Source organism: Cutibacterium sp. 37298, from assembly GCF_023838685.1.
Classification (GTDB): Bacteria; Actinomycetota; Actinomycetes; order Propionibacteriales; family Propionibacteriaceae; genus Cutibacterium; species Cutibacterium acnes.
On the sequence record NZ_JAJNRJ010000003.1, the window covers coordinates 294,730 to 306,742 of the forward strand.

The window sequence follows — 12,013 nt, forward strand, 5'->3', positions numbered from 1 at the left end:
ACAGAAACGATGGATAATCACAGATGCCCGATACCCCACTCGAGTTCGGCAGGAGTCGTCACCGTGAGAACCATGTTCGCCAGCCTGAGCATTCCGAATTATCGGATCTACTTCTCCGGCACTCTCCTGACGAACATGGGGCAGTGGATGGCCCGTACCGCCCAGTCGTGGCTGGTGCTCGTCATTTTGACCCACGGCAATGCGGCGGTGCTCGGTTGGGTGATGGCGGTGAACTTCACGCCCATCCTGCTCGTCACGCCGTGGGCTGGCGCTTTGGCTGACCGAATGTCCAAGCGTCGCATCATGGTGACGGCGCAGATCGTTCTGGCGATTGACGCCGCGATTCTTTCCACCCTCGTCCTCACCGGGGCGGTGCGCCTGTGGATGGTGTTCGTCATCGCAGCCATGGATGGCCTCGCCGGCGCGTTCTACAGCCCGGCCACCCAGGCCTTCGTCTCCGAGCTCGTCCCACTGAAGAACCTGCCCAACGCCGTGAGCCTCAACTCTGCCTCCTTCAACGGCGCCCGCCTGCTCGGCCCTGGCGTCAGTGGCCTGCTCATCGCCGCCGTGGGAGTCGGCTGGGTGATGGCCATCAACGTCCTCTGCTTCATCGGGTTCATCACAACCCTGTTGTTCATCAGGGCTGACCGTCTCTACGTGTCCCCACCCTCAGCCGAGAAGGCACGGGTGCGCGACGGCGTCCGGTACGTCAAGCGTCGCCCCGACCTCGTCATCCTGCTGGCGATCGGGTTCATGATGGGAACCTTCGGTTTCAACTTCAACATCTCCGATGCGGTCATGGCGACTCAGGCCTTTGGCAAGGGATCTGGCGAGTACGGTCTGCTCGGTTCGCTCATGGGTATCGGCTCGATGGTTGCCGCTCTGGGAGCGGCTCGACGCAGGCCGCGGCTGCGCTGGGTCGAGCTGGCCCTGCTGGTCTACAGCGTCAGCATGGGTTTGTCGGCCCTGGCCCCGAATTACGGCATCTTCGCCGTGCTCAAGATGTTCGTCGGGTGGGGAGCCATCTCGACTCTCATCACCGCCAACGCCATGGTGCAGACCTCGGTTACTCCGCACATGCGTGGCCGGGTCATGAGCCTGTGGGCAACACTAGTCATGGGCGGCACCCCGCTCGTCTCCCCGGTCGTCGGGTGGATCGGCAATGCCATCGGACCGCGCGCCACGGTCGCCTGGGGAGCCATCAGCCTAGGCATCACCTTTGTGGTCATCACCGCCGTCATCATGCACAACGACCGCATCCGGGTCGTGTTCGATCCCTCCAAGCGGGCCCCGTGGCTGCGACAGGTACGCGGCAAGGTAACCATCGACTACGTCCAGCAGACGAAGTGAGTTAGCCAGTTGTGCCACAGCAAGTGAGTGCGTTAATCCATCTGATCGAGCCCCTGGAAAACCGGGGTCAAGATGGTTCACTAGTGCCATGAAGAAACTCATCAACGCTGTCGAGGATGTCGTCGTTGATTCCCTGCGCGGCGTAGCGGCCGCCCACCCACACTGCCTGAAAGTCGATCTCGACCATCGCATAGTGCTGCGCGCCAGTGGTCCGGTGAACGGAAAGGTTGGTCTGGTCTCTGGTGGCGGTTCCGGACACGAGCCGCTGCACTCGGGCTACGTCGGACGGGGGATGCTCGACGCCGCATGCTGCGGCGAGGTCTTCACCTCCCCCGTCCCCGACCAGATCACCGAGGCCACCAAGGCCGTCGATGGTGGGGCTGGCGTACTCCACATCGTTAAGAACTACACCGGTGACGTCATGAACTTCGATATGGCTGCCGAGATGGCTTCGATGGAGGCTGGCACCCGCGTCGAGTCCGTTGTGATCGCCGACGATGTTGCCGTACAGGACTCCCTGTACACCGCTGGGCGTCGTGGGGTCGGCTTGACGGTGCTGGCCGAGAAAATCCTCGGCGCAGCTGCCGAGGACAAGCGCGATCTCGACGCCTTGCTCGAGCTTGCTCAACGCATTAATGACGGTGGCCGCTCGTTTGGTGTGGCCCTGACCTCCTGCACTGTCCCGGCGGCCGGCAAGCCCACTTTCGACCTCGACGAGAACAAGATCGAAATGGGCGTCGGCATCCACGGTGAGCCTGGTCGCGAAACCGCCACGTTGGGCACTGCCGCCGAGGTCGCTGCCCAGATCGTCGAACCCATCCTGGCTGACCGTGACTTCACTACAACCCCGGTCATTGCCATGCTTAACGGCATGGGCGGCACCCCTCTCATCGAGCAGTACCTCGTGTGGGGAGAAATCGCCAAAATTTTGGCGGGAAAGGGCGTCAAGGTTGCCCGCACCCTGGTCGGCAATCACATTACGAGCCTAGAGATGGCAGGATGTTCCTTGACCTTACTCTCCGCTGACGACGATCTCCTGACACTGTGGGATGCCCCGGTGGAGACTCCTGGACTTCGATGGGGATGCTGATGTCTGAAATTTCTGCCGCAACTGTTTCCGAGTGGCTCAAGAACTACTCGGCGGTCATCTCGGAACACGCGAATGAGCTCACTGACCTGGATCGTCAGATCGGTGATGCTGACCACGGATCGAATATGGCTCGCGGAATGACCGCAGTGGCCGCCCTTGATCCCGAGCCCTTCGCGTCTGCCGCTGGGCTCCTCAAGAAGGCGGGGATGACGCTGGTGAGCACCGTCGGTGGCGCTTCAGGCCCCCTCTACGGCACCTTCTTCTTGCGTCTATCGACGGTTATCAAAACCGACGGCGAGCCCACTGCCCAGCTGCTCGCCGATGCCCTCGACGCTGGCTTGGCTGGCATCGTGGCCCGTGGCAAGGCTGAGGTCGGCGACAAAACCCTGGTGGACGCCCTGTCCCCCGCCGTTGACGCCGCTAAACAAGTTGCTGCTGACGATGGCTCTGCCGCCGAGGCGCTCGCTAAGGCAGCCGAAGCCGCTAACGAAGGCCGCGATGCGACTATCGAGATGGTGGCTCGTCGCGGCAGAGCGTCATACCTTGGAGAACGAAGCAAGGGACACCAGGACCCAGGAGCCACCTCGATGGCCCTGCTCGTGGCGTCCGCAGCACACTGCCTATCAGGAGCCAATCATGAGTGACCAAGGCGTCGGAATCGTCATTGTCTCCCATAGCTGCCCATTAGGCCGAGCTGCGGCCGACCTGGCATCCCAGATGCTGCCCGGCCCGGAAATTCCACCCATCGAAGTTGCCGCCGGTCTTGATGACACCACGTTAGGTACCGACGCCACCGCAGTGAGCGCAGCAATCGAAAAAGTGGGCAATTGTGACGGGATCCTCGTTCTCGTCGACATCGGATCGGCAATTCTCTCGGCCGAGATGGCCTTAGACCTCCTCGATGCCGATATCGCTAGCAAGGTCAAGATCTCCACTGCCCCGCTGGTCGAGGGGGCTGTAGTCGCGGCCGTCATGGCATCGACGGGGGCCGAGTTGGAGGTCGTCGCCGCCGAGGCGGAAAAAGCCTTGGACCCGAAAGTCTCCCAGCTCTCTAACGATTGAACCTATTAGACGGTGGTGCCCGGTTCGCCCAGGCACCACCGTTTCACATTCTTAGACTGGCCTTCTGACGAGGACGGTGGCTGTCACAGCTGCCAGTTGACCAGATCGTCTTCACCAAGCTCACCGTCGGGCCACACTGCCCGCACAACACCAGCTGCCGCCAGCGCCTTGCGACAGCCAGAACACGGCTTATCAGTCACGTACGCCGTGGACCCGGCAGTATCCCGAGTGGCGAAGAGTAACGCGTTCATCTCGGCATGAATGGCTATGCAGAACCCGGGGGAACCGGGCACGTCGTAGTCGGAGAATGCCGGCACCTCGCCATAATCCAGCCGGCCCCGCGGGCAAGCCCCCTCCAGACAGTCCGGACGACCGGGAGCAGCTCCGTTGTACCCCGTGGCAATGATGCGATGCTCGTGGACGAGCAAGGCCCCCACTCGACGACGGGTGCATTTGGCGCGTGCCGAGACAGCCTCCGCTATACCCAGGAAGTATTGGTCCCAATCGGGCACTGTCACGACTTTGCCGTTCACCTCGGCCATCGTGGGCTCCTCTCGCTCAACTCCATACGTTCACATCTGTCAGACGCTGCATTGACTGAATCATCATGTTCGACCTTAACCCGGGTCAGACGTCAATATCTTCGTAAGAACGCGGGTCCTCGATGGGTTCCAAATGGCCGCTCACTCTCATCTCAGGCCATTCTTCAAGGATCTCATCGATAAGGTCCTCCATAACGTCATGGCCCTGCTTGACCGTCCAGGAACCCGGAACGAGCATGTGGAACTCGAGGAATTGTCGGTACCCGGCCTCTCGGGTGCGCACCGCATGGAACGTCAGGTGGTCATTGGAATGGGCAGCAAGGAAGTCCCGGATAGCCGCGTTATCCTCTTCGGGCAAGGAGACATCGAGCAGGGCAGTACCAGACTGTCTCACGAGTTTGGCCCCGGTGACAAGGATATTGATCCCTACCGCGAAGGCGACGATCGGGTCGAGCCGCTGCCACCCCGTCAACCAGACCAGTCCGACTCCTACCAGGACGCCGAGGGAGGTCCACACATCGGTAAGGAGATGCTTGCCATCGGCGATAAGTGTCATCGATCGACGCTTGTGACCATTCCTAAGCAGAACCCACGCCACTGCCCCGTTGATGACCGAGGCCAGTACCGACACGAGAAGGCCGACACCGGCGTCCGCGATGGGGCGCGGATAGAGGAACCGCTCAACAGCGCTGTATACGATGACCGCGGCGGCGATGAAGATCATCATTCCCTCGGCACCGGCTGAGAAGTACTCGGCCTTCGAGTGACCGAATTGGTGATTCATGTCCGGTGGACGGATCGATACCTTCAACGCGACCAGGGCGATAATTGCCGCCACAAGGTTCACCAAGGACTCGGCAGCGTCCGAGAGCAGACCGACCGATCCAGTAATTTGCCAAGCGAGGGTCTTCAGCAGGATCGTTGCGATGGCTGCCGCGATCGACAACCATGCAAAACGGCTAAGATCCTCCGGCGGCCGGTGCCGCGAGGTGACCGCGGGAATGTCGGGAATCGTCGTCACCCGAGCATTGTCCCAGCCCCATCTGTACTCCCCAAACAGGACGGTCAATCATCCGCCCAGGACGCAATGTCGGCATAGCCAACGACCAGGGGACGGCCATGCGCGCCGCACGGCACGACCGCTACGGCGGAGGGGCGTCACGAAGTTGAAACCTGCCTGGTGAATGATGGAGATGTAAGCATGTACTGCGAAGGTACTTCGTGACGACTGCAGGAGGTTTCTATGCCCATCAAGCCACATAAGCTCGGGATTATCGGGGTCGGCCGAGTCGGTGATGCAGTGCTATCCGACGCCATGATGAGCGGACTCTTCGGTGAGATTTGCGTCATCGACGTCAATGAGAAGTTGGCTGCCGGGCAGGCCCTCGATCAGCATCACGCCACCGCACTGCCCAACGTCACCAATGTCGCCGTGTACGCCGGTGACTACGGCGACTTGTCTGACGCCGATGTCATCATCGTGACTGCCGGCCCGTCTATCGACGCGTCCAACGGCCCAGCAACCGGTGCTGCACGGCGTGAATTGGCTGCCACTAACGGCAAGATCATCCGCTCCACCATGACGGAGATCACCAGCCGCAACCACGAGGCAGCCATCATCATATGCTCCAACCCCCTTGATGCCTTGGTCCATATCGCCAGCACCGAGTTCGATCATCCGCAGGGGTTGGTGCTCGGTACCGGAACGATCCTTGATTCGGCCCGCATGTGTCGCGTGGTCGCCGATCATCTCGGAGTCGACCCAGATTATGTGCGTGGTTACATGATCGGCGAGCACGGCCCGTCCGGATTCCCGATGTTCACTGGAGTCAATGTCGGCGGCGTCGGCTTCGACGGCCTGGCCGAGCTCTTCGATACGGACCCGATGGACCGCGACGAGCTGACCACGCGCATTAACGATGCCGGTACTGCCGTATTCAACTTAAAGGGCTGGACGAGCGCTGGCATCGGCCAATCGGCCGTCACCATTGCGCGCTCTATCCTCCTCAATGAACACGCCGTCTACCCGGTTTGTACCACCTTGCACGGCCAGTACGGCCACGACGGCGACGTGTCTATGGGCGTGCCGTGCGTTATCGGCGCCGCGGGTGTCGAACGCATCCTCGAGGTGCCGCTGGATGACTGGGAGCAAGAGCACCTGGCCAGTACCATCAAAGCCATCCAGGAGACCGTCAAGGCGGCTTCCTGAACGCGCTTCGACGAAGCTCGTAGGATCGAGCCATGGAACTCCCCTCATGGCTCGGTATCCCTACCCTCGCATTCGGATTGGGGAGCCGAACCCCCCAGCAGGGTCTAGTCCTTGCCGGGGGAGGGTCCAGAGCCTCCTTCCAGATGGGTGCACTGCGGCACCTTTACGACGTTGTCGGGATTGCCCCCACTTCGATGGTGGCCACTTCAGCCGGGTCGATCGTGGCCTGCACCCTGGCCCAATGGACCGATCCAGCCAAGCAATCGGCGGCACTGCGTCAGCTAGAGGCGATGTGGCTCGAGATGACCGATCAGTCCGACATGTTCACGCCGCGGGCATGGTTTTCTCGGTTGCTCGAAATAGGCCCGGAATGGATGTCATTGCTCAACCGGGAAGCCGCTAAAACAAAGAGCCAACGTCCCTGGCTGAGCTTGCCATTCCATCGCGGCCCGGAGCAGACGAAAATCCCTGACCCCGCAGAACCTGTCGCTGGCCGTGACGACGACCGCCTCACCGGTCAGGCAAAGACCTTGGAAATCGCCACTCGTGACGACCCCATTACAGGTGGTTCCTGGACCCCAGGTGTCATCTTGCAGCTGCTATCAGCCCTGTCCCGATTAAGTCGCGACGGCGGTGATATTTCGACGATCGTGCGAGGAGCTGAGACCTCGGCGTCAACTTATCGTGCCGGACCTATCTTGGCGAAACTGCTCGATCGTGGCTTCTTCAAATCCGAATTATTAGCAACCTCGGGAATGTCAGTACGTATTGCCACAGTCGCCCTAGAATCCGGAGAGTTGCGGTACATGACCGAATCAGGGGTGCTCGTCGACCGTGACAACAACCCCATCGGCTCCTCAACCTTCGATGTCTCTCGCGGGGTACTCGCCTCCTGCTCCATTCCCGGGGTCTTCCGTCCCGTTGACCTCGACGGAGAGCACTACGTCGACGGTGGTCTACGGGAAAATGTGCCCGCCGAGATGGCAATCGGACACCTTGGTGTGACGAACCCCTACATCATCACGTGTTCGCCGCAGGGGGCCGCACGAGAGTCCGATTTTGGCTCTCGCAACATGCTCGATCTAGTAATGAGATCGGTGTCGATCCTGACTGACGAGACCGAGCGGGACGAGGTAGCTTATGCCCTCAATGCTGGCGCCGTCGTCATTGGCCCCGAGATTTCAGTACACGACTCAATGACGGTCGACCCTGGATTGCTGCGTATCAACCGCGATTACGGCTGGATGTGCTCGGCAGAAAAGCACGTCACGTCGAGCCCCGACGAGCACGAACTCGTCAAGGATGCGGTACGCACTCGAGTGCGTGGTTGGGAACTCGAACAGGCCTGGCTCAAAGGAGAAGCTTCCCGCGACGACATGGACGAGATGCAATACCTCAAGGACCACTTGCGTGACATCGCGGCCCGGCTACCACGCGATCTAGCTCCTGACGGGGTTAAGACGTGGGGGCGGGTTCTCGAAGGACATGGCCACCCGCAGGCACCCGAGGATGTCGTCATCCCCTGGCAAGTGTAAAAGTCCCAGGAACGTCCGGATACGACACGACGGCGGCGAACGTCACGTTTACCGCCGTCGCAGCATTTCGTCGATGTTTCAGATGAGCTCGTTGAGGTCGGCTACCGAATCAAGAATGATGTTGGGACGGTAGGGGTACTGTTCGACTTCTTCACGCTTGGTGATACCCGAGAGCACCAGGACAGTCAGCAACCCAGCTTCCATACCAGCAACCATGTCGGTATCCATTCGGTCACCGATCATGGCGGTGGTCTCGGAGTGAGCCTCGATGCGATTCAAAGCCGAGCGGAACATCATCGGGTTCGGTTTTCCGACGATGTATGGCTTGTGCTTCGAGGCAGCCTCGATCATCGCAGCGACGGCACCGGTGGCGGGCAGCGGGCCCTCCTTGCTGGGGCCAGTCGCGTCGGGGTTAGTGCAGATAAACCTGGCACCGTCGACGATGAATCGGACGGCCCGGGTAATGGCCTCGAAAGAGTAGGTACGTGTTTCTCCGAGGACGACGTAGTCAGGGTCGATGTCGGTGAGGATAAACCCGGCTTCGTGCAGAGCCGTCGTCAGGCCAGCCTCGCCAATAACGTAAAGGCGCGCGCCGGGCTGCTGATCGGCTAGGAAATGGGCGGTAGCCAGGGCGGAAGTCCAAATATTGTCCTCCGGCACGGTCAGGCCAGAAGCCTGCATCCGGGCAGCCAGGTCACGCGGGGTGAAGATGGAGTTGTTGGTCAGCACCAAGAATCGCTTCGAGGTGTCAACCCAACGATTAATGAGATCGCTGGCGCCAGGCACCTCATGGTTCTCGTGGACGAGCACGCCGTCCATGTCGGTCAGCCAGCACTCGATGTCTGCGGGATCTCTCATAGCCCTTAGCTTATCGACCGTCAACCGACCTCCGGTACATTACGAGCAGAACCTGAGCGCTCCTACAATCACCTAGCCGTGATGTCGTACGGAATGAACCGTCCCACCTCATACGCTCAGACACCAGTCTTGGGCAGCGCCCTCAACCCGACAACAATTTTCTTACCGGACAGAGCGGTGATAGCGACGGCTGGATTCCCCGGGACCTTTCCGGCATGCATCGACGGGAGGGACGAGGGTGCCGTGGTGGGCGGAACGATCGTCCGGTGGATGTCAGCCCCGATCGCGAACGGGGACCCGTCGGTCGGCACCGCCACTCCCCAGAAGTCGACGAGTCCTTCCATCGGTGCAGTATTGCCGGGCAGGACGTCATTCGACAGCGGAAGCGCCCTGCCAATGGCGGGGGACGTGGGGCCCAGTCGGTACAGGCCTCCGGTAGGCCAATCATGGGCCCGGGCGGTCTCGTCGGCCAACCCCGGCAAACCGTTGATGTCACCGGGCCAGTTGGAATTCGGATGAGTGAGATTGTGGGTGACGACGTTGCCAGGACGCCCGACTGCTCGATTCCCGTTGGCGTCAAAGCTGTACGGTGCACCGTTGACACGGATGATGTTGTTCACGATGCCCACCTTCGTATCGGTCGTGAACGGGGCCTGTAATCGGATGCCCGCACCATTTCCCTCGTTGTTAGCGCGGAAGATGGTGTTGCCGTAGATCCACAGGCCACTCACCTGCCCGGGAATGCCGGAGCCGTCGTCGTAGGACGACACCATTATTTCGGGGGCGCTGCCGAAGGTGCGTCCGTTGCCGACAATGACGTTGTTGCGGATCGTGGCGCTGGCCTTGTTCTGCGCCGAGATGACCGATACACCATAGTTGGCGTTGTCGTGCAGGTAGTTGTTCTGGATCACCGAGTTGACGGTGTTGCGGTCGGCGTCCAGGCCGGTGCCATCGTTGCCGGTCCACCCCTCACGGTTTCCCCAGGCGTTGTTCCACTCAGCGGTGACGTTCTGGGTGGTGTCCCACCAAGCGCCTGCGCCGTTCATGGTGTTGCTTCCAGGGGTCGGATTCGGGTTGCGTCCCGAGCCGTTGCGGTACAGATCGTTCTTGCGTACTACGACGTCGGTCGCCCCGAAGACACCGATTCCCATGGCGTCGTTGTCATGCAGTGACGAGTTGGCGATCACGGCGTTCTTAATGCCGTCTCGCGGAGTCACGTGCGGGTAGGGTTTGGCGTCAGCAGCGAAGCAGGTCGGCACCGAATAGCCATCGCGGGCGACCCCTGCTTCAAAATCCGACCACGGGTACAGCTGGTGATAGCCGAGCTGCACCCCAGCGTACTGAGTGTGGCTGGCCTCCACCTTGTTGATGGTGACCTGAGAAATCTGCGCCTTCGCCGAACACGGCATGACGGAGATCCCGCCAACGCCCATGACCCACATGTTCTTCGTGACCGAGTTGGCACCCCCGGTCCAGACGTTTTGCTGCGCGGTGACCCTCTGAATCGTCACACCGGTGATGTGTTCGCCGTTGTGAGCCTCGACGGAGATGTCATTGAAATAGCCGTTGCGAACGGTGAGGTCCTGGATGACGAAGTGCGACTTGTTGTCGACCTCGATGGCCGAACGCGGATTGTGCGCCGAGGCCTTGGCGTCGATCACCGGAGTCTTCCCCACACCGTAGGCACCTAGTAGAGTGTCGGCACCGGCGCGTCCGGAGGCATTGATGACGACAGTGCCAACGCACGTACTACCACGACGCAACAGCACTTTCCTGCCTGGGCCAAAGGCACTTTTGAGCTGGGTTAGGGAGTTCAACGGGCTCGTTTCGGTCCCCCTGCCGGGCGTGGGAGCCGAACAATCTACATAGGTCGTGGTGGTCGTGGCGGAAGCGGTGGGGGCTGCGACTGCGCCTGGAGCACCGCCAATGAGCGCTCCAAACAGTGCCAGGGTGACAGCGGTACGAAACCTCATCGGCTCTCCTACGGTGCGGTGCTGGGACCATCAGGTGAGAACCAGCAGCCTTGCTGACCCTCATCACGTGCCGACCATGTCGTCGGCTCCAATGGCATGTGACAGTCAACGCCGTCACACCAGAGTTGTCAAGATCTCTTTCGGAACTTCGTCAGACCCGCACTCAGACTTGTCGAGTCGAGGCCTCCAGCTGCGCCAAAGCAAGCTCCACAGCTCCTTGGACCACAGCATGAGCACCCGCTCGGGACGCCTCAATGTATGGCAGATGAGGTAGATCGTCGCGAAGACTGGCCCGCAACCGACGAGCGATGCGAACATGGGCCGGGCGAGCATGGCCGCCGATGACCAGTAGTCCAGGATCGAGGGCAGCCAACAGTGCAGCAACCCCCGGGGCGATGGCGTCGGCAAAAGCGTCGACGGCCTGCTCAGCCCAGACGGGGGCGTGTGGTGATCCAGCAAATTCAAACAATGCCTCGGCCGAGACGTCGTGCCTGGCAGCAACGTCGACCAGATCCAGGTGCGCGGTAGCCCACCCTGACCCTGGCAGGTAACTCATTTCGCCGGCATACCCGGCAGAACCGCGAATGGCGCGTCCGTCGAGGATAATTCCGGCTCCCACCGAGGCATCGATGAGCAGCGAGATCATTGATTCTGTGTCCGCCAGGCCACGCACATGCTGCTCAGCCAGAGCAGCGAGCACTGCGTCGTTCTCGATCATGACATTACCCACACGCCCGTCATGAAGGGCAGCAAAGTAGTCAGGGTCGGAAATTTCTGGCAGGGACTCATTGTGACGCAACCGACCGTCCGGTCCGACGCTACCGAGGGCACCGATGACCATCGTGTCAACGGAATCCAGGCCCAGCTCTTGTAGCAGATCATCGAGGGCTTCATCAAGCAAAGCTCCGGGGGAACCGCCACGTAGAGGTCGCGACGTGCTGGTCAACATCTCACCGTGCCAGTCGGCCAGGCCTAGCTCGACGCCCTGCAACCGGATGGCCGCCCCGGCCTGAACCCTCTTCGTGGCGTTCAGCGTAAACATCCGGGAGCGACGCCCTCCCCTGCCCCCGGCGTGCATCGATTCCTGCTCGAGGGCATCGCCCTGTTCTAGGAGCGAGTTCATGGCGGTACTGACGGTGGGGCGGGTCAGACCGGTGAGTTCCTGGAGACGTCGGATCGTCACGGGCTGAGTTGCCGTCACCAGACAATCCAGTACTGCCGCCTGGTTATGGTCGCGCAAGTCGGTCAGCGACCTGCCGCCAAGCTGTTCAGCACCGTCGGAGCGTCCTTGACCCATCAGGAACCAGCTTTCCACGAAAATCCGTCCATTTTCAGGCTCAGCTTACTTGCCCCAGATCAAGTTACGAATTACTCTTTCTAAACATCGTGGACAC

The 12,013-nt window shown here is 61.0% G+C and carries 12 protein-coding genes; 6 read left to right on the top strand and 6 right to left on the bottom strand.

Annotation, left to right across the window (positions count from 1 at the left end; genetic code table 11):
- The first annotated feature begins 72 nt into the window (after positions 1–72).
- The 4 genes from LRP59_RS10045 (at position 73) to dhaM (ending at position 3,502) form a co-directional block, all read left to right on the top strand.
- A complete protein-coding gene (locus LRP59_RS10045) occupies positions 73–1,350 on the top strand; it encodes an MFS transporter (protein ID WP_014604212.1) in 1,278 nt (425 codons plus the stop codon).
- An 88-nt stretch (positions 1,351–1,438) separates the two neighbouring features.
- Entirely contained in the window at positions 1,439–2,440 is a 1,002-nt protein-coding gene (gene dhaK, locus LRP59_RS10050) for a dihydroxyacetone kinase subunit DhaK (protein ID WP_002514948.1), read from the top strand.
- Complete coding sequence (gene dhaL, locus LRP59_RS10055; protein WP_002520112.1) at positions 2,428–3,084, top strand: dihydroxyacetone kinase subunit DhaL; 657 nt, start codon at positions 2,428–2,430, stop codon at positions 3,082–3,084. Before dhaK ends, dhaL begins: the two co-directional genes overlap by 13 nt.
- Positions 3,077–3,502 (top strand): dihydroxyacetone kinase phosphoryl donor subunit DhaM, encoded by a 426-nt coding sequence (gene dhaM / locus LRP59_RS10060; protein WP_002514950.1) that lies wholly within the window; start codon positions 3,077–3,079, stop codon positions 3,500–3,502. Before dhaL ends, dhaM begins: the two co-directional genes overlap by 8 nt.
- Positions 3,503–3,585: 83 nt before the next feature.
- Here the strand turns inward: dhaM and LRP59_RS10065 are convergent, their stop codons facing one another.
- The 3 genes from LRP59_RS10065 to LRP59_RS10075 all read right to left on the bottom strand — a co-directional run bounded on the left by LRP59_RS10065 (position 3,586) and on the right by LRP59_RS10075 (position 5,305).
- Positions 3,586–4,044 (bottom strand): deaminase, encoded by a 459-nt coding sequence (locus LRP59_RS10065; RefSeq protein ID WP_002514951.1) that lies wholly within the window; start codon positions 4,042–4,044, stop codon positions 3,586–3,588.
- A gap of 85 nt (positions 4,045–4,129) precedes the next feature.
- The gene (locus LRP59_RS10070) at positions 4,130–5,113 is read right to left on the bottom strand and encodes a cation diffusion facilitator family transporter (protein ID WP_002533143.1); all 984 of its coding nucleotides are present in this window, start codon (positions 5,111–5,113) and stop codon (positions 4,130–4,132) included.
- Entirely contained in the window at positions 5,114–5,305 is a 192-nt protein-coding gene (locus LRP59_RS10075) for a hypothetical protein (RefSeq protein ID WP_002531934.1), read from the bottom strand.
- Between LRP59_RS10075 and LRP59_RS10080 the strand changes: the two genes are divergently transcribed.
- Entirely contained in the window at positions 5,288–6,253 is a 966-nt protein-coding gene (locus LRP59_RS10080) for an L-lactate dehydrogenase (protein ID WP_148378574.1), read from the top strand. The two genes, LRP59_RS10075 and LRP59_RS10080, sit on opposite strands and share 18 nt — an antisense overlap.
- Positions 6,254–6,285: 32 nt before the next feature.
- A complete protein-coding gene (locus LRP59_RS10085; RefSeq protein WP_002514954.1) occupies positions 6,286–7,788 on the top strand; it encodes a patatin-like phospholipase family protein in 1,503 nt (500 codons plus the stop codon).
- Positions 7,789–7,866: 78 nt separating this feature from the next.
- Here the strand turns inward: LRP59_RS10085 and LRP59_RS10090 are convergent, their stop codons facing one another.
- The 3 genes from LRP59_RS10090 to LRP59_RS10100 form a co-directional block, all read right to left on the bottom strand.
- Entirely contained in the window at positions 7,867–8,646 is a 780-nt protein-coding gene (locus tag LRP59_RS10090; RefSeq protein ID WP_002522034.1) for an HAD-IIA family hydrolase, read from the bottom strand.
- 116 nt (positions 8,647–8,762) lie between these two features.
- Positions 8,763–10,619, bottom strand: a complete 1,857-nt coding sequence (locus LRP59_RS10095; protein ID WP_002514956.1) for a right-handed parallel beta-helix repeat-containing protein — start codon at positions 10,617–10,619, stop codon at positions 8,763–8,765.
- A 163-nt stretch (positions 10,620–10,782) separates the two neighbouring features.
- A complete protein-coding gene (locus LRP59_RS10100; RefSeq protein ID WP_002514957.1) occupies positions 10,783–11,916 on the bottom strand; it encodes an ROK family transcriptional regulator in 1,134 nt (377 codons plus the stop codon).
- Positions 11,917–12,013 lie beyond the last annotated feature (97 nt).

Coding starts and splice junctions, on each gene's coding strand:
- LRP59_RS10045 (WP_014604212.1), top strand. CDS start 73: ATGTTCGCCAGCCTGAGCATTCCGAATTATCGGATCTACTTCTCCGGC.
- dhaK (WP_002514948.1), top strand. CDS start 1,439: ATGAAGAAACTCATCAACGCTGTCGAGGATGTCGTCGTTGATTCCCTG.
- dhaL (WP_002520112.1), top strand. CDS start 2,428: ATGGGGATGCTGATGTCTGAAATTTCTGCCGCAACTGTTTCCGAGTGG.
- dhaM (WP_002514950.1), top strand. CDS start 3,077: ATGAGTGACCAAGGCGTCGGAATCGTCATTGTCTCCCATAGCTGCCCA.
- LRP59_RS10065 (WP_002514951.1), bottom strand. CDS start 4,044: ATGGCCGAGGTGAACGGCAAAGTCGTGACAGTGCCCGATTGGGACCAA.
- LRP59_RS10080 (WP_148378574.1), top strand. CDS start 5,288: ATGCCCATCAAGCCACATAAGCTCGGGATTATCGGGGTCGGCCGAGTC.
- LRP59_RS10075 (WP_002531934.1), bottom strand. CDS start 5,305: ATGTGGCTTGATGGGCATAGAAACCTCCTGCAGTCGTCACGAAGTACC.
- LRP59_RS10085 (WP_002514954.1), top strand. CDS start 6,286: ATGGAACTCCCCTCATGGCTCGGTATCCCTACCCTCGCATTCGGATTG.
- LRP59_RS10090 (WP_002522034.1), bottom strand. CDS start 8,646: ATGAGAGATCCCGCAGACATCGAGTGCTGGCTGACCGACATGGACGGC.
- LRP59_RS10095 (WP_002514956.1), bottom strand. CDS start 10,619: ATGAGGTTTCGTACCGCTGTCACCCTGGCACTGTTTGGAGCGCTCATT.
- LRP59_RS10100 (WP_002514957.1), bottom strand. CDS start 11,916: ATGGGTCAAGGACGCTCCGACGGTGCTGAACAGCTTGGCGGCAGGTCG.